The organism is Shewanella sp. LC6 (assembly GCF_006385735.2).
Lineage (GTDB): Bacteria > Pseudomonadota > Gammaproteobacteria > Enterobacterales > Shewanellaceae > Shewanella > Shewanella xiamenensis.
This window is the reverse complement of the sequence record NZ_CP043902.1, coordinates 4934231-4954247: the sequence shown is the minus strand read 5'-3', so window position 1 is coordinate 4954247 and position 20017 is coordinate 4934231. Positions and strand designations below refer to the sequence as shown.

At 49.5% G+C, this 20017-nt stretch carries 19 protein-coding genes; 12 read left to right on the top strand and 7 right to left on the bottom strand.

Annotation, left to right across the window (positions count from 1 at the left end):
- Positions 1-8 precede the first annotated feature (8 nt).
- The 8 genes from FJD32_RS22100 (at position 9) to FJD32_RS22065 (ending at position 7777) form a co-directional block, all read left to right on the top strand.
- Complete coding sequence (locus FJD32_RS22100) at positions 9-2048, top strand: TonB-dependent receptor (protein ID WP_140907444.1); 2040 nt, start codon at positions 9-11, stop codon at positions 2046-2048.
- Position 2049: 1 nt separating this feature from the next.
- Entirely contained in the window at positions 2050-3414 is a 1365-nt protein-coding gene (locus FJD32_RS22095; protein ID WP_140907443.1) for an ATP-binding cassette domain-containing protein, read from the top strand.
- Entirely contained in the window at positions 3404-4087 is a 684-nt protein-coding gene (locus FJD32_RS22090) for an energy-coupling factor transporter transmembrane component T (protein ID WP_069453932.1), read from the top strand. The genes FJD32_RS22095 and FJD32_RS22090 overlap by 11 nt, the downstream gene beginning before the upstream one ends.
- On the top strand, positions 4084-4626 hold the full coding sequence (locus FJD32_RS22085; protein WP_069453933.1) for a core component of ECF transporter: 543 nt from the start codon (positions 4084-4086) through the stop codon (positions 4624-4626). Before FJD32_RS22090 ends, FJD32_RS22085 begins: the two co-directional genes overlap by 4 nt.
- A gap of 15 nt (positions 4627-4641) precedes the next feature.
- A complete protein-coding gene (locus tag FJD32_RS22080; RefSeq protein ID WP_037428353.1) occupies positions 4642-5379 on the top strand; it encodes a DNA-binding protein in 738 nt (245 codons plus the stop codon).
- Positions 5380-5386: 7 nt separating this feature from the next.
- Positions 5387-5629: a hypothetical protein gene (locus FJD32_RS22075; RefSeq protein WP_055647188.1), complete on the top strand. Its 243-nt coding sequence runs from the start codon at positions 5387-5389 to the stop codon at positions 5627-5629.
- 217 nt (positions 5630-5846) lie between these two features.
- Entirely contained in the window at positions 5847-7037 is a 1191-nt protein-coding gene (locus FJD32_RS22070) for an HD-GYP domain-containing protein (RefSeq protein WP_037423961.1), read from the top strand.
- A 104-nt stretch (positions 7038-7141) separates the two neighbouring features.
- Entirely contained in the window at positions 7142-7777 is a 636-nt protein-coding gene (locus FJD32_RS22065; RefSeq protein ID WP_140907442.1) for a paraquat-inducible protein A, read from the top strand.
- A 42-nt stretch (positions 7778-7819) separates the two neighbouring features.
- Here the strand turns inward: FJD32_RS22065 and FJD32_RS22060 are convergent, their stop codons facing one another.
- Genes FJD32_RS22060 through FJD32_RS22045 form a run of 4 tightly spaced genes read right to left on the bottom strand, consistent with a single transcriptional unit; the run spans position 7820 to position 13404 of the window.
- Positions 7820-8125: a DUF3240 family protein gene (locus FJD32_RS22060; protein ID WP_011627657.1), complete on the bottom strand. Its 306-nt coding sequence runs from the start codon at positions 8123-8125 to the stop codon at positions 7820-7822.
- Positions 8122-11175 carry a CusA/CzcA family heavy metal efflux RND transporter gene (locus tag FJD32_RS22055; RefSeq protein WP_140907441.1) on the bottom strand — a complete coding sequence of 1018 codons (3054 nt, stop codon included), beginning with the start codon at positions 11173-11175 and terminating at the stop codon, positions 8122-8124. The genes FJD32_RS22060 and FJD32_RS22055 overlap by 4 nt, the downstream gene beginning before the upstream one ends.
- A 1-nt stretch (position 11176) precedes the next feature.
- Positions 11177-12205, bottom strand: a complete 1029-nt coding sequence (locus FJD32_RS22050; protein WP_140907440.1) for a membrane fusion-like protein — start codon at positions 12203-12205, stop codon at positions 11177-11179.
- Complete coding sequence (locus FJD32_RS22045; protein ID WP_140907439.1) at positions 12202-13404, bottom strand: metal transporter; 1203 nt, start codon at positions 13402-13404, stop codon at positions 12202-12204. The genes FJD32_RS22050 and FJD32_RS22045 overlap by 4 nt, the downstream gene beginning before the upstream one ends.
- Positions 13405-13548: 144 nt before the next feature.
- Between FJD32_RS22045 and FJD32_RS22040 the strand changes: the two genes are divergently transcribed.
- Positions 13549-14094 (top strand): LuxR C-terminal-related transcriptional regulator, encoded by a 546-nt coding sequence (locus FJD32_RS22040; RefSeq protein ID WP_037428372.1) that lies wholly within the window; start codon positions 13549-13551, stop codon positions 14092-14094.
- 103 nt (positions 14095-14197) lie between these two features.
- Positions 14198-14353, top strand: a complete 156-nt coding sequence (locus FJD32_RS22035) for a hypothetical protein (RefSeq protein WP_162531799.1) — start codon at positions 14198-14200, stop codon at positions 14351-14353.
- A gap of 49 nt (positions 14354-14402) precedes the next feature.
- Here the strand turns inward: FJD32_RS22035 and FJD32_RS22030 are convergent, their stop codons facing one another.
- The gene (locus tag FJD32_RS22030; RefSeq protein WP_069453938.1) at positions 14403-15353 is read right to left on the bottom strand and encodes a putative sulfate exporter family transporter; all 951 of its coding nucleotides are present in this window, start codon (positions 15351-15353) and stop codon (positions 14403-14405) included.
- A 244-nt stretch (positions 15354-15597) separates the two neighbouring features.
- Complete coding sequence (locus FJD32_RS22025; protein ID WP_037423939.1) at positions 15598-16161, bottom strand: malate synthase; 564 nt, start codon at positions 16159-16161, stop codon at positions 15598-15600.
- 183 nt (positions 16162-16344) lie between these two features.
- Between FJD32_RS22025 and FJD32_RS22020 the strand changes: the two genes are divergently transcribed.
- Both FJD32_RS22020 and FJD32_RS22015 read left to right on the top strand, forming a co-directional pair.
- Positions 16345-17889, top strand: a complete 1545-nt coding sequence (locus FJD32_RS22020; RefSeq protein ID WP_069453939.1) for a DUF3612 domain-containing protein — start codon at positions 16345-16347, stop codon at positions 17887-17889.
- A gap of 351 nt (positions 17890-18240) precedes the next feature.
- Positions 18241-18666, top strand: coding sequence for an SH3 domain-containing protein (locus FJD32_RS22015; RefSeq protein ID WP_069455370.1), 426 nt, complete (start codon positions 18241-18243; stop codon positions 18664-18666).
- Positions 18667-18768: 102 nt separating this feature from the next.
- On the opposite strand, the gene FJD32_RS22010 is transcribed toward FJD32_RS22015, so the two are convergent.
- Positions 18769-20016, bottom strand: coding sequence for a glutamate-5-semialdehyde dehydrogenase (locus tag FJD32_RS22010; RefSeq protein WP_069453940.1), 1248 nt, complete (start codon positions 20014-20016; stop codon positions 18769-18771).
- Position 20017 lies beyond the last annotated feature (1 nt).

The window sequence follows — 20017 nt, the reverse complement described above, 5'->3', positions numbered from 1 at the left end:
ACAATAATATGATTACCAGACAAACGATTTTTAGAGTGTCGTCCTTAGCGTTAGCGATTGGGCTCAGTTTAACGGCTCACGCCGATGAAATCGCCCGCGATCCCCTGCTAAATGTGAATGAAGTGATTGTAGTCCATGGCGAAGGCGCCGATACGGAGCAATTGGCGACCACTCATTGGAGCATCAATGAGGCCGAAATCCGTGCTTTGGGTGCGCAGACATTAGACCAAGTGCTGAAGAATGTGCCCGGGGTTTATATCCGTGTGGGTGGTGATGGCACCCCTAGGGTCGATATCCGTGGTTTTAAGACCCGCCATGTCACTCTGTTGGTAAACGGCGTGCCCATGAGCAGTGCCGACGATGGGCAGTTCGACCCAAGCGTGATCCCAACCAGCCAAATTGCCTCGGTTGAAGTGTCGGTCGGCCCGACTTCAGTGCTGTACGGCCCAAGCGGTGCCGGCGGGGTGATCAATATTATTACTAAGCAAGGCAGCACTGCGCCCGCCTTGTCTGGACGTGTAGAAGCGGGTAAAGACAATACCTTTAATGGCGACATCAGCGCCGCAGGTTCGGGTGATGATTGGCAGGGATTAGTGAGTGTTAGCCGTCAACAGACCGATGGTTTCCCGATGTCGAACGATTTCGAGCCGACCAAATATCAAGACGGTGAACTGCGTGCCAACTCAGATAAAGAAGTCACCAACGTTTATGCCCAAGGTAGTTACTGGTTATCGGATAAGACCCAACTGATTGCCAACGCGGCACTGCGTAATGGCGAATGGGGCAAACCTGCCCGTGATGGAACTGGCAGTGGCAAACTTAAGTATGAGCGCACCGACGATTACGATTCACATACCTTCCAGCTCGGCTTAGCCCATCAGTTCGACGATACTTTTACCCTGCGAGGTTTTGGCTATCACAATCAAAGCGATACCTTAGAAGCCGCTTATGCCGATGAAACTTATTTGGCATTAACGCAAACTCAAGACGGTCGCTCCGTGGTTCAAGGGGTCAATTTACAGCTGATCACTGATTTTCATAAGGCCGGGCTGTTAACCACCTCTGTGATTGCTGAAGAGCAGAGCTGGAAGTCTGTAGTGGACACATACTCCAGCAATACTGGTAGTGGTACGGGGAATAACTCGGGCACTGGTTCAGGTTCCGGCGGTGGTACTGGCAGCGGTGGCGGTTCTGGTGGCGCTGAAAACCTAAATGATTCTGCATGGTTATATACTGCGGCGGCCGAATATCAGTATCAATCTGAGCACAACTATGGCGTTACCTTAGGTGGAGCTTTCCATTCACTCGATGCCTCTGATGGCACGGATGATAATTACTCGGCAATGGCATCTAGCTACTGGCAAGTGGTACCCGATTCACGTTTAAGCCTAAGTGTGGCACGTAAAGTCCGTTTCCCTTCCATGGTGAACTTGTACTCGCAATCATCGGGTAACCGTGATTTAGAAGCAGAAGAGTCTAAGCATGTTGAGTTGGGTTTAGAGCAAAACTTACCCGCCAGCACCGACTTCTCGCTCTACGGTTATTACACGGACGCGAAGAACTACATTGCCAAAGATACTGCGGGTTTCTACCAAAATATGGGGCGCTATGAGTTCAAAGGGATTGATTTTCAAATTAATAACCATGTGATTGAACATTTGGATCTGAGCTTCTCCTACAGCTACTTAGATTCAAAAGAAATGGAAGGCGACGATACCTTAGATGCGCTGCAATACCGTCCTCGTCACCAACTGCGCTGGCAAATGAGCTACGAATTCCCATTCGAGACACAAGTCCACCTCAATGTGGAACGTATCCTCGATCAGGTTTATGCGACTCAGGTGAAGGTAAACGGACAAAACCAATATCAACAGCAATCGCTGGATAATTACACCTTAGTGGATATCAACTTAGTGCAGCCGCTGATCACCGATAAGTTAGACGTGTATCTGCGTGCCACTAACCTATTGGATGAGAACTACTACCAGAGTGAAGCCCTGCCTCAGGCTGGTCGTCAGTTCTTCGTGGGTGTGAACTGGCAGATTTAAGATGAAATTACTCGAGCTCGACGGTGTCAGCTTTAACTATGGCAGCCAGCTAGCCCCGGTTTTACAGGAGCTTAATCTCTCGATTGGCGCAGGCCAATGCCATTGTGTGAGTGGGCCCACGGGCTCGGGTAAATCGAGTCTATTAAATCTACTGGCGGGCGTACAGAATCGCCCGCATGAGGGCGATATTTGGCGTCACCCAGAGTTGGTTACTGGCTTAGTGATGCAGGATCCGCAAACTCAGTTACTGCGGCAGACTGTTGGGGCCGAAGTCGCCTTCGCCTTAGAGAATCTCGGCATCCCCGCCGAGAATATGTTACCTAAAGTGCAGTTAGCGCTGCGACGCGTCGGGCTGTTTTTACGGCTCGACACCTCTGTCAGCACCCTTTCCCTCGGTCAAAAATACCGTTTGATGATTGCCGCACAGTTGGTGTGTGAGCCGCATTTACTCTTGCTCGATGAGCCATGGGCGCAGCTCGATGACCATGGCGTGAGTGAGCTGTTAGCGGTATTACGTAATCTAATTGCCGAAGGCATGGCATTGGTGTTGGTGGAACATAATGCGGCGGCCTTTGCCGAGATTATCCAGCATTATTGGCAATTAGAGGCAGGCCGTTTATCCGAGGGGATATATACCGTCAGCGATGCCACCGTGCAGGAAGCGCCAGTGAGAGCTTGGGGAAGTACACATCACTTAGGCAAAGTACAGGTGAGCGCCGAGGCGTTTGATTTCTGCTTCGATGGTTGTCAGCCCTTGTTTAGCTGTCCACAAGGGTTTGAATTGCACGCCGGCGAGATAGTGACCTTAGTGGGGGATAATGGTGCGGGTAAAACTAGCCTATTAAAATCCATCGCGGGCATGCTGCACCTAAAGTTGCGCTTGCCGCTCAAGGTGTTGGGCCGTAAGCCTAAACTCGGTGTGTATGGCGCCGAGTTAGGGTTATTGCTGCAAAGGCCGAGTCGACAACTGTTTGAAACCAGCGTGCTGGCCGAGATGCAGTTTAGTTTGAATCGTTTCGAACTGCCTAAAGAGCGTGCCGAGCAAATGCTGCTCGATCTCGAATTGAGTGCGCTGGCCGAACAGTCGCCTCATAAGTTGTCCTACGGTCAACAGCATCTTATTGCCTTGGCATCATTAGCCTGCTTGCAACCTAAGGTGTTGCTACTTGATGATCCACTCGCGGGCATGGATAAAGAGTACTATCGCAAAGTATGGTATCTGCTCAGGCGCCTCAGTGCGCAAGGTTGCGCCATTTTAATGAGTAGTCACAGAGTAGTCGTGCATAGTGCCGTGTCTCGGCAACTCAGTTTACACAATGGGTTGTTGACGGAAGACACTCTGATGGAGGAGCGCTATGTGGGTTAGTTGTCGTCGATGGCGACTACGTGCCCGCCGGCGTTGGAGTCGCGAGAAGCAAGAAACTACGCTATGCGCGCTGTCGCTGTTTTTCGTCTGCGTACTTTCCGCCTGCGCTTTTGTATTGCCCGCCGATTTATTGCTGCCGCTGGCGGCCGTGAATGGCTTGCTAGTGCTCCATGGCTTAGCGCGCCGGGGCAGTATTATGGGCGTGGTTAAACTCGGTGTGATTCAACTGACGATTACTTTAAGTCTTTATTTATTGCTCTATGGCGTTGATCACCTCGCCCAAGGCGCCGTGGTGGTGGGACGCATTATTTTAGCGACTATCCCCGGCTGGTGGTTGTGTATCACAGCGGCGCCCGAGCGCATTGGCGAAGTATTAAGTGCATTTTTGCCGAGCAAATGGGCCTTTGTGGTGGCCGCATCTTTGAGTTTGCTGCCCTATATGGCGGATGAAGTGCGCGAGATTTATCAGATCCAATGTCTGCGAGGCGCGCGTATTACCCCTAAGGCGCTGCGAAATCCTAAAAATTGGCCTGAGCTAGTGTATTGCGTGCTGTTTCCTGTATTAATCCAATTACTTAAATTATCTCGCCAGATGGCGGTTGCGGCCCAGAGTCGTCACTTTGGCAAGAGTACGCGTGTCACCCATTGGCACTCACCGAGAGACAAAAAATGAAGAAAAAACTTCCTCTGAGTTTGCAGGACTCGCTGTTTATTGGTTTTTGCGCCACTTTGCTGGTGGCATTGACGAGTATGTTAAGGCTTAAGCTCGGGATTTCTGGCCATAGCATGTTTTTGATGAGTTTCTTCTATTTGATTTGCTACGGCGTACTTGGGCGTTTTGGTAGCATGATTGCCTGTGGTGGTGTTGCAGGGCTAGTCGCGATGGCGCTCGGTGTTGGTAAGGGCGGCCCAATGATTTTATTGAAGTTTATCTTACCTGCTATTGCGATGGATCTGGTGGCCTTGTTGCTACCTCTCACCTTAAGCCTGCACTGGCGCTGCGTGATTTTAGGCATTGTTGGCTGTATGGCCTGGGCGGTCAAAGTGGCTCTGACCAATGCGCTGGCGGGCATGGCGCTCGATGTTGTACTGATCCAATGGGGTGCTAGCGTGCTTAAGGGTGGATTTTTTGCCACCTTAGGTGCCCTGCTGGTGCCTCCCGTGCTGCATAGGCTTAAGGCCCATGACATCCTCCACCGTGACAAGTTTTAACTGCTAGGAATACCGATGAAAAATTGGCTTATTTGTATCGATGATACCGACGACATTGGCACTAAAGGCACAGGCGAGATAGCTGAGGAAATTGCACATTTGCTCGCGCAAAACTCGGGTGGCAAGGCTTCCTTTGTGACGCGGCACCAATTATTTGTGCATCCTGATATTCCTTACACCTCTCACAATAGCGCCATGTGTTTTGCGTTGCAGTCGCCGTTATCACAGGCCGAGATCTATCGTCTGGCGGTCGCGCATCTGGTGGCTGAATCTGCACCTAAGGCAGATCCTGGGATTGCAATTTTGGATGTCGATTCCGACTATGATGTGAACGCGCTGATAGACTTTGGGCTCAGAGCCAAGTGTGAAGTCATTACCAAAGCGGCCGCCTATCAGCTTGCTGAGCAGTTACAGATTCATCTGACTGAACACGGTGGTACTGGTCAAGGTGTGATTGGTGCTTTGGCTGGGCTTGGATTGCGGTTAATGGGCAATGATGGGCGAGTGAAGGGCCAAATCAAACTCGGTCAACTTGAAGAGGTTTCCCTTGAGCTACCTGTGGCGGATATCCTTGAACAAACCGGCTTGGATGCGGTGATGAGTACCGATAAATACCGCTTGGCCGCAGACGAAAAAGTCCAACTCAAAGGCAAAGTAAAAGCTGTCTATCTTGAACATCAATTTGTTTTATTAGTCGCGAAGGACGGTGAGCTGTGGCGTAATGCTGGCAAGCAAGCCTTGCAGGACTATTGAGGTGGGAATGGATCAAAAGTTACTCAAGCTGTTTGAATATGAGACTGAACGTTGGATTTTTCGGGCGGGTTTACAGCAATATTCAGAAGCAAGGCGGGCGGCGCGGTTGTGCACTCATTTTGCTCCAGATGATGAAGATGAGCAGATAGATGATGATCTTCATTCCTGCTATAACTGCCAATATCGCCGTTGGATGGTGGCAAGCTTCGAATGTGTAATATTAAAAAATGCTATATTATTAGACGATTAGCTCGCTCTTGAGTAATGGCATAGGATTCTACTAGGTTTTTGTCTTGTTCTTTGATGCTAATCATCAAAGCATATGGTGCTTTTATCTTCCTCAGCATAGAATGCGCGTTATACTGTCCTATACTTCCAGGAAGTAAACAACGGCATCGTGCGCCCAATAGTGCGGCATGTTACGTAGTCGATAGCAGTAATATTCTCTATGCCTTGGGGTTGCTAGTATGAGTGAGTCGGCAGAATCGGTTGACCTAATCAAATTGCCAGTGTCGAAATTGACGTTGGGAATGTTTGTCACAGCAATTGACAGAAATGATCAGGGCCGGTTGGCAATTGCAAATGCTGGACAAATCAAGCACAAGGACTCGATTCTAAAATTATCAAAGAGTGGCATCAAATATGTTTGGGTCGATACGGAGCGTTCGGCTGAACATTGTGGTTTTAAACGTAAAGCCAGCAACGATAGCCTATCAGAAGTTAAAAAATCCCTACTGACCCGTGAGAAGCAACAAGCGCAGGCGAAGGTCATTTTGACCGAAGCGAAGGATCTCATTCGCAAAGTACTCTCAGAAACATTCGAGGGTAAAGCGATTGAAGTCGCTCCTTTTGAAGCACTTGCTGACAGCATGATCGAGTCAGTGTTGTTGGATGAAGACGCCCTAAAGTGTATGTCAGCACTGCGCACTAAAGATGCTTATCTGTTAGAGCACTCAGTGAATGTCGCCTTCCTGCTCGTTACTTTCGGTAAATACCTTAAACTCGACCGCGCTATGTTAAGAGAGATGGCGGTGGGCGGCATTTTGCATGATATTGGCAAGATTAAGGTCGACAATAAAGTCCTGCATAAACCGGGCAAGCTCACGCCTGAAGAATTCGAGCATATGAAGTTGCATCAAGTATATGCACTTGAAATAATGAACGAAACCAAAGGGTTGTCTCAAATAAGCAAAGATATCTGCCTAATGCACCATGAAAAATTAGATGGGCGGGGCTATCCAAGGGGATTAAAGGGAGATGAGATACCTCGCCACGGTCGGATGAGTTGTATTGTCGATATATTTGATGCCTTAACCGCGACGCGTTGCTACAAAGAGGCCATGAGTCCTGCGGCCGCCTTTAAGATCTTACTGAGCTTGACGCCATTTCACTTAGATCAAGAGCTGGTTTATGAGTTTATTCGTTGTATCGGTGTATATCCTGTAGGCTCTTTAGTCGAATTGTCCGATGGTCGAGTTGGTATTGTTTGGACCTCCAAGGATAGAGATGCATTACATCCAATTGTGAAGTGTTTTTATTCTCTAAAAGCAAAGCGTTACACTGAAGTCGCCATGGTAGACCTTCTTAAATCAGAACTTCACATTGAGCGAGGCGTATCGCCAAGCTCCTTAGATATAGATCCATCACCCTTTTATTGATTGCCCAAGTTGCACTTGATATCTACCAAGATCTTAAGTGCCATTCATTGCCCCCGCTGCGCCAAAAGCCTTACACTGGGTGAAAGTTTGCTTTGGGCTCAGTTATGAACAGTGTTCGTCAATCTCTCCTTCCCATTCTCGTTATTCTGCTGTCTTTGGCGTTGTTAATTCCCGGCGTAACTCAGCCCATTTTGAGCCTTAACGGCAGCATAAATAAGGCCAAATTAGCCGAACAGGGGATTGAGCAGGTCGCACAAAGTTTCGATGATGACTCGGGGCGCGACAGTGCCCGCGGCATGTTGAATATGGTTAGTGGCCTGCTAGGGCTAAATAACCTCAAGGGCGAGGTAGAAGTATTGCAGCAAACCCGCAGTATTTGGAGCACAGTCACCGAATTATATAATACTGGTAATGGCTTAGTTGCAGGACTGGTGATGCTGTTTAGTATCATTATCCCTGCGGTAAAACTCAGTCTAATGTTGGTACAACAAACCGTGAGTTCGATTGCGCTGCAGTGGCGCATTCATCATATCGTCTCTGCGCTAGCGAAATGGTCGATGGCCGATGTGTTTGTCGTGGCTCTGATTATTACCTTTTTGGCGGGCAATGCCTCGGGTGGCATGGGTGAAATGCTAAAGACCAAGGCGGAGTTTGAGAGCGGATTTTACTTCTTTACCGCCTATTGCATCCTCTCCATCGTTAGTGGTTACTTAGTGCGTCGTCCAACCCCGATTCTGTAGTCAATCAAAGGGCATACAGCAGGTTCTGTATGCCCTTTATCGTTAGGAAAGCGTGCCGTTTTGATAGATGGGCATAATCCAATAACGGCAAGGGTTGTGTTTACAGACCTTTGCTAGTGCTTCAAGCAGGGCGCTTTGCTGGCTTGCAGGGTGCATAATCTCAAACTTACAAAACTCCCGATAACCTTCCACCTGTTCCTTGATATTAAAATGGCTGTGCTCTCGGCTAAATCCGCAAATATTGCCCAAGCTAAAGCCGGATAAAAACTCCAACTCAATCAGAGTGTCGACTATATCGTCCTTAATATCGTTTTGGGCGATCAGGACTAGCAGTTGTTCCGTGCTCATCGGCGTTTCTCCAGCCAAAAATACAACATGGGCAGTAAATACAGGGTCGTAATGGTCGATGTGAGCAATCCACCGATCACCACAATGGCCAAGGGTTTTTGGATTTCAGCACCAGGGCCCGAGGCGAACACTAAGGGGATCAAACCAAACATGGCGGTGGTGGCCGTCATCAGAATGGGTCTGAGTCGCCGCGCGGCACCCTGTTCGACTCGCTCCCTGAGGCTGCCAAATAAGTATTTGGTTTGTTCGTAATAACTGACCATCACTACGCCGTTAAGCACCGCGACACCGAGCAGGGCGATAAAACCTACTGAAGCGGGCACCGAGAGGTACTCCCCCGAGAGATACAAGCTGACGATACCGCCCATCATAGCGAACGGGACGTTAGCGAGGATTAATCCCGATTTTGCTAGCGAGCCAAAGGTGGTGAATAAAATCAAAGTGATCAGTGCGATAGCTATTGGGATCACCAGCAACAAATTGCTGGTGGCGCGCTGCTGGTTTTCAAACTCGCCACCGAAGCTGACGCTATAGCCGCTTGGTAGTTTGATTTCCTTGGCGATTTTGCTGTTAAGCTCTTCCACAAAGCCCACAATATCCCGCCCTTGAACGTTGGTGGTGATTACCGAAAAGCGATTTCCCTGTTCCCGCTCGATCAGGATAGGGCCCTGTTTATAACTCAATACTGCCACGTCACTTAGGCGTTTCAGGGAATGATCTGGCATTACCAATAGCTGATTTTGCAGTTCGTTGATATTGCTGATCTGCGCCTGATTATTGGCGATAAGCACAGGCGTGCGCTTCTTCCCTTGCAGCACCTCGGTGACGACCACACCTTCGAGTTGGCTCTTGAGGTAACGGGCAAATTCCATAGTGCTCATCCCAAACCCACGGGCGAGCTCGTTATCTAAGGTGAGATTAATAAAGGGGCTACCTTCAATCATCGCCATCTTAACGTCGACACTGCCCTGAGTCGCTGTGACCAGTTGTTCTATTTCGCCGGTGAGCTTTCCTAAGGTCTCGATATCATTACCGAATACTTTAATCGCGACATCCCCAATACTGCCTGTGAGCATTTCGGAGACACGCATCTGTATCGGTTGCGTAAAGTTAAAGTTCACGCCGGGATATTTAAGCAGCACAGTGCGGATGGCATCGATAAGCTGCTCTTTAGTGGCAAAACGCCATTCGCTGCGTGGCGCCAGCTCTAAAAACACATCGGTTTCGTTCAGTCCCATGGGATCTAAACCAATCTCATCGGCACCAGTGCGCGCCACCATCTGTTTGATTTCGGGGATTTGGCTTAGCAGTGTTTGCTGGATCTGTTTATCGATAGCGATGGAGGCGTCGAGGGAAATCGAAGGGGATTTCTCTAACTGGAGAATGATGTCGCCCTCATCTAAGGTCGGCATAAAGGTTTTCCCCACCAGACTAAATAGGCCGAGACTGACGATCAGCAAGCTAAAGGCGATGAGCATAAAAGGCTTTTGCCAACCAAAGCAGGCCTTTAGGCTGCCAAGGTAAAGATGCTTGAGCTTTTCGATGGCCTTAGGTTCTTTCGCGGCCTTTTCGTTAACGAGGTATGAGGCAATCACGGGGATCACAGTCAGCGATAACACCAGCGCCGACAGCATGGCAAACACTATGGTGATGGCGACTGGGGTAAAGAGTTTACCCTCTAAACCACTGAGGGTAAGCAGTGGCGAGAACACTATGATCACGATAACCGTGCCCGAGACTACGGGAATGGCGACGTCTTTGGTGGCGCGAAAGATTAAGTGCAAACGCGGCAAACGCTGTTTAGTGGCGATTAAATTTACCATGTTTTCAACCACGACCACGGAGGAGTCCACCAACATGCCGATAGCGATAACGAGGCCACCGAGGCTCATCAAGTTAGCGGAAAGATTGAAGTGATCCATCATCAAAAAGGTGAACAGTGCGGCCAGTGGCAGCGATAGTGACACCACTAACGCGGCGCGCACATTCCCTAAAAACAGCGCCAGCAATACGATGACCAGTACCACGGCCTCGAATAGCGCATTGGAGATGGTCTCGATAGCGGTATTGATCAGGTTAGCGCGGTCGTAAAAGGTGTTTATCTGGCTGCCTTCAGGGAGAGTTAGGCTGATTTGTGCCAGCTTTTCCTTAATGTTGTTAACCACTTGTGCCGTATTGGCGTCCTTGAGGGCAATGATTAAGGCTTCGGCGGTTTCGTTACCATCCTTTGTCACGGCGCCGTAGCGCGCAAGGTGGCCAATCTGGATATCGGCGAGATCCTGCAAGCGATAGACCTTGGCATTATCGGCTTTGATCACTAGCTGTTTAAGCTCGTCGATATCATCGATGCGTCCCTCGGAGCGCACTATGATGGTGTCTGTACCTATGGTGAGCTTACCAGCACCTTCGTTGTGATTATTCTCCACAATCGCCTGTTGCAGCGCGGCAAAGCTCACGCCCGCAGCCGCCATCGCCGCAGGATTGGGGCTGATACTAAAACTCTTTGCATAACCGCCGAGGATATTCACATCGGCAACACCCGGCACTGTGCGCAGCAGCGGCCGAATTTCCCACTCGAGTAATTGACGTCGCTCCAGCAGGGAAAGATTGGGGTTTTCGAGTGAAAACATAAAGATTTCACTCAGCGGTGTGCTCATTGGCGCCACACCGCCACTCACACCTTCGGGAAAACTGTCCCAGACCGCCGAGAGGCGCTCGCTCACCTGTTGGCGCGCCCAATAGATATCCGTGCCTTCTTCAAAATCGAGGGTGATATCGCTAATGGCGTATTTAGTGGTCGAGCGCAGAATCGATTGCTGCGGAATGCCGAGCAGCTCGGTTTCAATCGGGACGGTAATCTGGGCCTCGATTTCCTCCGGCGTCATGCCGGGAGCCTTGAGGATAATCTTCACTTGGGTTGGGGAAATATCCGGAAAGGCATCCAAGGGAATGGCAAACCAAGCGCGTGCGCCTGCCAACATGAGGATCAGCGCCACAATCAGCACAAAGAGTCGCTGAGTGAGCGAAAAACGGATCACAGAGGTGAGCATCTTATTCGCCTCCTAAACCGAGCATGATGCCTTTCACCGCGGCAACCGACTGGGATAGGACTTGCAGCTGACTCAAGTCTTGATCGCTGGCGACAATATATTGCTCCGGAGTTGAGCCTAAGATATCGACCGTTAGCGCATTGAGCTGGTTATCGGACAGAGTGAACACTTGGCTGTCCTGTTCCCAACTAAACACGCTGTTTTTGGGGAGTAGATACACAGCTTTTTGATACTCGGGAACCACAGTCATTTGCTGACCTAACAACAGGTTACATTCCTGTGGCACCGCCGATGACCAAGCCGTGACAAAGGCGCCTTCGGCAATCGCCGACAGTGACTCAATCGCGATATGGCATTGATTAATGTTGATGGCCGACAGGGAGTGGGACTGGCCCGTCGGCACATTCACTTTGACGCGGATGCTGTTATTGGGTACCAGTGAAAACAGCTGATCCCCGGCCATATAAGGGCCGCTGATGGCATTGAGTTTAACGATACCGTCAACGGGCGCGGCGACCACTAAGGAGTCGGTAGCCGCATCTGTGCTGTGGACGCGCTCCATAAAGTGCTGCATATGCTCGTATTCGAGGTGAGTCGTGAAATAGTCCTGACTGATCTCACGCCATTTTTCGGCGCTTATGCTGCCATTGGCGAGCAAAGGTTTGTTGCGCTCATAACGACTCTTGGCGAGTTGATACAGGGTAGCCGCGGCCTCGACTTGGGCGAGGTAGTGGAACACTTCTGGCCCTGTGAGTTTAACTATCGCTTGGCCTTTACTGACGCGCTGGCCTTGGCCGACGAGAAAGTGCACCTGCTGGATATTCTCGGGCGTGCTGATCCAGTAATCATTGCCTGGGAGGATTTCAACCTGCGCCGGCAGTGGGCTGCCCTCATAACTGGCGACTCTTTGGGGTTGGGTGTAATTGAGGTCGAGATTACCTAAGGCGCTAATGGCTAAGCTTTCGGCCTGTGCCAAACCTACAACACTCGTGGATAAACAGAGAAGGCATGCGCCGTACTTGGCCATCATAATGAAATTCCTAAGGCTTGGAGTTGTTGGGAATGCAGTTGTTGTAAACTGACGCGGTTGAGCGCCAAGCGGGATTCGGTGTCGAGCGCCTCCATATAGCGGCGTAGCCAGACTTCATAACTCACCTGATCTTGATCTTTTACCTTGGCGAGTTCCTCGGTAATGGTGCGACTGAGGGCGAGCGCTTGGGTGAGTAGGCGCTGTTGCTCGACGAGGTTAGTTTGCTGGCGGACTAATTGATCCCATTGGTTTTTAAGCTCGAGGGCGCTGCGGTCAAGATTGAGACTTTGCTCGGTATTCGCTTGTTGCCATTGGGACAAATCGCTCTGGGACAGCGCCGAGCCCAAGGTTAAGGGCACTGACACGGCGATGCCTAACTGCTGATCATCCACGCCCGTATCCGCGGTATTTTTTGCTGTGAGTGAGACGGTCCAAGGATCGCGCTCACCCGTTTGCTGAGTTTGGATCAGCAGCAGGTGTTGCTGTTGTTGCAGCTTTAGCAATTGCCATAGGGGATGTTGGGCTAAGGTCTCCGCGCCCTTGCCAAGCGGGCGGTCAGTTTCTTCTATCGCGCTCGGCATTCGGTCTTGACCCGTCAGCTGTTGATATAGGGCTAAAGATTGGGCTTGTTGCTGCAGAATGTCGGCGCGGCTTAAGGCGATATCGACACTTTCCCGCTCCAGTAGCAGAGTGTTGGCCAGTGGCAGTTCCCCCGCATCGGTCAGTTGTTTTTGCTGGCGATGGAGTTTATCGAGCAACTGCTGTTTGCGCTCAAGCTGCGACAGTTTGACTTCGCTCTGGCGGTATTCCCACAAGCTCTGCCTTAATAATCCCGAGAGATACAAGCCTTGCAGCGCTGTTTGTTGTTGATGAATTTGCTCGGCGAGTTGTTTTATTTGCTTATCGCTGCTGTGTAGCGCGGGCGATTTAAATGGCAAATTGACTGAGAGTTCCTGCTCGTAGCTGTTACTATTATCCAAACTCCCGAGGTGACTTAAGGTAATGCTCGGCAGGCCAGTGAGCCAGGTCGAGCTGGATAAATTTGCCGATTGGGTATTCGACGAAGTGAGATGAGTCAACCTAGCTTGGCTGCTCGAAAGCGCTTGGGAAAGTTCGGCTTCCGCCGCAAGACACAGGAAACTACTGCCGACTAAGCTGGTCAACAGACATAACTTGATACAAGACGAACTGACAGACATGAGATGATTCTGTGGTATTAAACAATGCTGTCAGTGTAGGGATTGACGGGTGAAAGTCGTCGGGGACCTGTATCATAAATCCGCCTATGGTACATATGTCCCATAAAGTAATTGATTGATTTTGCTTTTATTTAGGAGTTTTAGATGAAGGATATTGTCATTATTGGTCTGCTGGCACTCATCATGTGCTTTAAGCTTTTTGACATTAGTTCCGACATTCAATTAGGCATTCCGCAATGGCACTTAGTGCAGGAAGCCATACTCTTAGTGCTCACCGCCGTCGGTGCCATCTATCTAAGTTACGATTTAATGCGCCGCTCGCGTGAGGTTAAAGCCTTAGCAAAACGCCTCGAGTACGCCGATAAGAAAATCGACAATATGTCGACCCAAATGCGCTCCGCCAGACAGGAATACAGCCAAGCCGTATCGAACCAGTTTGATACTTGGGGTTTTACCAAGAGCGAGCAGCAAGTCGCATTTTTATTGCTTAAGGGGCTGAGTTTTAAAGAAATTGCCGAAGTTAGGCAGACAAAAGAGAAAACCGTGCGCCAACAGGCGTCGACCATTTATGGCAAGGCCGATGTGGATGGCCGCCACACCTTTTGTGCTTGGTTTATGGAGGATTTTATTCAAGAACATAACCAAGAACTGGCGGCAAACGAGTCCGATAGCGCCCATAAAGCCGCTTAAGCTAAACTCTCAGGCTTAGTTTTTATAGCTATTTGTTATTGAAAATCGATATTGGCTGGCTTTTTAGTTCTAAACAATAATGATCATCCCCTAAGTTTGTCGGATGATGCAATTGAAAAACTCGCTACTGATTGTGTTTTGCTTTATTGCCCTCGTTGCATCCACGCAAACCACAGGATTACTCCGCTCGCTGATTGAGTTTTCCGCCTTTTTAGGCGTACTGGGGTTGGCTTGGCGGATTAAACCCAACGCCGAATAAAGCTTCCCGCGTTAGCGCGTCAATCAGAGTCGTTAGACTCAAATCCAATCTATTGAAAATACAGAATATAACCTAAAGACGTTATTCCTATCGCTGCCCACAGGATCACGCCCAGCAGCAAAGGCTTAGGACCGCTTGCCCGCATTTTTTGCACCGTAATCCCCGCACCAATCAAGAACAGACACAGAACCAAGGTACGTTTCGACACCATAAACAGCGTGTCGTAGAGCGGCTGAAACTGCGGCAACCAATGGGCGATTGCAATGGCTAAACAGTAAAATCCGATAAAATACGGTAGGTTAAGCTTACGTTTATCGCCGCCAAAGATCAGCGCACTGACAAGGGCGATAGGGATAATCCACAGTGCGCGCGCCAGTTTAATGGTTGTGGCGGTTTTAAGTGCTTCATCACCATAGGCAGAGGCCGCGCCGACAACTGAGGAAGTGTCGTGAATCGCGATGGCACTCCACACGCCAAAATCGTATTGGCTCATATTGAGTAAATGCCCGAGGGCGGGGAATAAAAACAAAGCCACCGAGTTGAGTACAAATACACAGGCTAATGCGGTAGCGGTTTGGTCTGGTTTGGCATTAATGGCGGGCGATACGGCAGCAATCGCGCTACCGCCACAAATAGCGGTGCCAGAGGCGATTAAGTGCCCTGTGATCGGGTCAAACTTTAAAGCGCGAGTCACCATAAAGCCCAAGAACAGCGTAAAAATAATCGAGCCGACAATCAGCCCGAGATTGTGGCTACTGGCCTCAATCGCGGCATTGAAGTTAATGCCAAAGCCTAAGCCGATAATCGAATAGGACAGTAATTTTTTGGTGAGGGCGGCGATATTCCAGTCGTTTGGTACCCAACCTAGGCTGGCTAAGGTAAAACCGAGCACAAGTGCCATAGGGGATGAGATAACAGGCGCGAGACACAGTAGCGCAGCGCAGATAAACATAAGGCGATGGGGTTGCTTAAGTTGCGAGACTATCGATGAAAAATTCATAACGCCTTAGGTTTGCGACTGAGTGTTTGGTTCTAACTACTGGAGCGCGGTTTTATATGGCAACGAGGTTAGAACTGAGACGCTGATAAAAGCGGGTATTATAGCGATGGAATTAATCTTCAATAAAATCAATTTAATTTATTTTGAGAGTCAGTTTTACTGACTATTGGGCCGATGGAATGAACATCAAGGAAAGCTGAGGAGATTCACCTATGGTTTCATCTCCTCCAACTGTAGGATTAAATTAAAGATTAACAATGCTTTGCAGGCTGTAATCACCACCGTCTTTAGCGGTAAACAACTTGTCTTGAATATCGTTGGCGCTTGGCATTCCCGCATGTAACAGGCTTAACCAGTGGCGAGATGTGGCGTTGCGAGTGTCCTTTGGCTCAGTCGCTTGTGCCATTGGGGTTTCGATTTGTACATCTTCCAAATTCGCTAAATCCCGCGCGCCTATCATGCCAGTGCGGTCGAAACATAACTCTACATGGCAGCCTTGGTCCTGTAACACTATGGCGCTTGGTGCATCTTTAGTGCCGTTGAAGGCAACAAACTGCTTGGTTTGGCGTAATCCGCTGTGGCTGCCGTCGGCAAAAAATGCCAGCAGGTGTTGGTAGTAAACCACATAGCTGATCACATCCTGGTGCGAACCCGCATCCAGCGGGAAATGACGGTCGAGGAATTGCTTCGCTTGGGCAAGTTTTTCATGCTCGGCCACGTTCACTTGGGCGACGGCAAGCACTTCTTCTGCGATGAAGCTGTTAAGATTCGATTGGATCTGGTTGCTCTTGATAATTGACATATTCATCGCTAGTTCCTCTACACTTTCCAATTTAAAAATTAGGGCCTTGATTTCACTTTAGCTTGTCCAACAGCGTTAATCGTTAAGCAGTGCTAGGTGGATAACCCTTCCTCGATTGCTTAATTTGTAGTCTAGTCTTTTTTTGACTACAATTTCACAATAAAAATTTTACAATGTGAATTTTACAAAATGCGCAATGACCAGAGCTTGATGAGAAAATCACACTTCCTTGGAACAAAAATACGTAACCTACGGAAACGTAACAATTTAACCATGGAAGATTTATCCGCGCGTTGCATCCGCGTCGATGCAGGCAGTGCGCCCTCTGTGTCATATTTGTCGATGATCGAACGCGGAAAACGCGTGCCGAGTGCCGAAATGTTGGCCGTGATTGCCACTGTATTTCAAAAGGACGTTGACTGGTTTTTAGACGACGTGCCCGAGGAGAGTGCCATCACGCCGGACAAGGGCCGCCGTGGTGGGATCAGTGGCATGGCACTCGAACCCAGCTTTTTGTTTTCAAATGATATTTTGCAAATAGCGATTCCTGAAATGCTATCCCAGACGGGGATCTCGGGTCGACAATTCGCCCACTTATTAATCCGCGCCCATCAGGAGCACCATCAAAACCATTTCCCCGATCTTGAACGTGCAGCCGAAGAGGTTGGGTTAAAACGAATGCCCTTATCCCTCGAGGATATGTTGGATATTGCCAAGGGAGTAGGCTTAAAAATCAAATGGATAGATAGTACGCCCCAGGAGGTGATCGACGAGCGTGGCGTAAGCTCCCATCAGTTAGTGACCTCTTTCTTCGAGCCGCCCAGCACGATTTACATCAATAAAGTCCTTAAAAATCGCCCCAGTCGGCTGAAGTACGATCTCGCCGCCCATATCGGTCATTGCGTATTGCACAACAAAGATGGGCTTAAGAGTGTGATGATCTCCGGCCGAAAACTGGAGATGGATGAAGAAGTGACCATGCAGTCTAATACCCTGAACGCGCAGGATATTTTGCATGCGTGGCGCGACTTTGAGTCCAGCTTCTTTGCCGGAGCCTTGTTATGCCCTAAGGTGCCGTATCGACAATTACTCGACCGCCACGGTTACGAAATTGAGGTGCATAAACAGCTGCAAGTGTCGGCCTCGGTCGCCATGCGACGGATGACTGTGGTATCGCCTTATCCCCATTGGCATTATTTTGATGCCTATGCGCCGGGCAAACTCAAAGCCGTTTACCGTGGTAATGGCATTCCCCTGCCTTGGGGCAATATGCGGCTGGTGGAAGACCCTTGCCAGCACTGGGCGGTGTTTAGAATGATCAGTGAACCTTCAGTTGGGACATCGGCGCAAATTTCGATTTTAAATGTGGGCAATGAACCACGGATTTACTGCTGCGAGTCGATTAAGGTCGAAGACTCGGCGGGCAACCCCCATGTGCTTTGTGCCGGTATCGATTTGAATCCGGCCATTGAAGCCCAAGGTAAAGATGCACTCTCTATAGCCCATGATTTAAAAGCCGCCTGTGTCTCTGGCGGTGGCTCAGTCCCGATTCCCAAGCATATTAAAAGCGATCTCGTCAGCGTGGCTAAGATATTGAATATCAACTGGATTGAGCGCGGCATTAAAAATGATGCCCGGCTTATCTGCTCCCGCGGCGCCGTCTGCCCACGGCAACCCAGCTGTTATCAAGCGGGGAAATCTCAGTGTGATGGGGCTGAGCAAATCACTATTTGATTTACGTTGAGTTTTGCGGCCTTACGGCCGAGGTGAATCAAGGTCGTGGGTCTTCAACCCACACCCGACCAAGAGGGGATCAACAGCAATTCCCTCTTGGATCTCCCTTGCCGCCCCCAACGGAGTTGAATGCCCCTTGTGCTCATTGGCAAATTTGCTATCGCTTCCGAAGGATGCGTCCCTGCACCTGCGAAAGCTAGTCGGTCATCCATGACCGAACTCACGCAATTTGCCTATTCGCCCTGCGGCAACTCCTAGGGGAGTCGTATTCTGCGGTATCGGGCGGTAAATCTATGCTTAAAGCAATCTAGCGGTAATTATTTTGAGGCAAGAATATTAAAGGAGTTAAATGTGAATAGGTTATGGATATTACTGTTAGTTTTTGTTCTGGGGCATCCAATATCCATTGCCAACGCCAAAAATTGCAAAAAGGGTCAACCGTGTGGCAACTCTTGCATTTCTTGGAACAAAACTTGTCGTATCGGATCGGCAAATACAAGTGCTAGCACTCGCACCGTGGTGTCACAAGAGAAAAGCCATTTGCAATCGCCAAACGCGGACATTGCGAGCAATCCTGTTCTGGAGAATGGACAGCTATATGAAGTGACTATTGATAAGCTCAATATCCGCAACAAACCTAAGAAAAATGGGGAGTTACTGGGTGTACTCTCAAAAGGTGAGCGCATTAGTGTGCTGGCTGCAAGCGGTGATTGGAAGGCCTTTCTATATCAAGACAAACTCGCTTGGGTATTTTCGAAACATTTGAAAGCCGTATAAGAAGTATGAAGCTCTATTTCAATGATGAGCACTTAAACAAAGCCCCAAGGGAGAATACCTTGGGGCTTTATTATTTAGTTAATCACATCGTCTAAGTAATCGCTAAGCCCTAATCTGTCCTGTGCCTGAAACCAGATATTTTTCAGTAGTTAAGGCTTCGAGTCCCATAGGGCCGTAGGCATGTAGCTTAGTGGTGGCTATGCCGATTTCGGCGCCGAGGCCGAGTTCGCTACCATCGGAAAAACGTGATGAGGCATTCACCATAACGACCGAGGCATCTACTGCGCGTTGAAAGCGGGCGGCGGTGAGTTCATTGTCGGTGCAAATCACCTCGGTATGGTGGCTGCCAAACTTAGCGATATGTTGGGTGGCGACCTCAAAGCTGTCGACTTGGCGAATGGCGATTTCTAAGTCCAAATATTCTTGGCCAAAATCCTCTTCTGCCATATAAGTGCAAGCATCGAAATACGCGGCGGCCGGAGGACATGCATTGATTTTTACTTGATGCTCGGCCAGTGCTTTGGCGACACGGGGTAAGAATCGCGGCGCGATATCCTTATGCACTAACAAGCCTTCGAGGGCGTTGCATACGCCAGTGCGTTGGGTTTTACCATTGAGCAGCAAATCCAAGGCGATATCTTGATTGGCGTCTTTATCCACATATAAATGGCACACACCTTTAAAGTGCTGAATAACCGGAATGCTGCTGTTTTCAGTGACGTAATTAATCAGTCCTTCACCACCGCGAGGGATGATCACATCGATAAATTCCCGCTGCTGCATCAGTTCGAGCATCAGGGCGCGGTCAGGATTTGGGATCACGCTGATTAAAGCCTTAGGCAATCCATAGGCAGTCAGTACCGCCTGTAAAATGCTGGCGATCACTTGGCTGGTGTGTAGCGCTTCTTTACCGCCACGCAGGATCACCGCATTGCCGGATTTAAAGCACAGGGCGCCTGCATCGGCGGTGACATTAGGGCGCGCCTCATAAATCATACACACGACGCCGAGTGGCACACGCATCTTACTGATGGATAAGCCATTAGGCCGTTTACCAATAAAACGCTCGCGTCCAACGGGATCGGGCAGGGCGGCGATGGTTTCGATTCCTTGCGCCATTGCCTCAATACGATGCTGGTTCAGCGTGAGGCGATCGACCATAGCGGGACTTAAGTTATCCTGAGTCGCTCGGTGTACGTCAATCAGGTTAGCGCTTTGGATTTCATAGGTTTTTTCCCTTAATGAGCGTGCCATATCCAGTAATACGGTGTTTTTTAACGACTCATCGAGTTGGGCGAGTGTGCGGGCCGCATGGGCGGCATCGGCAGATATTTGTTTAATTAGGCTCATA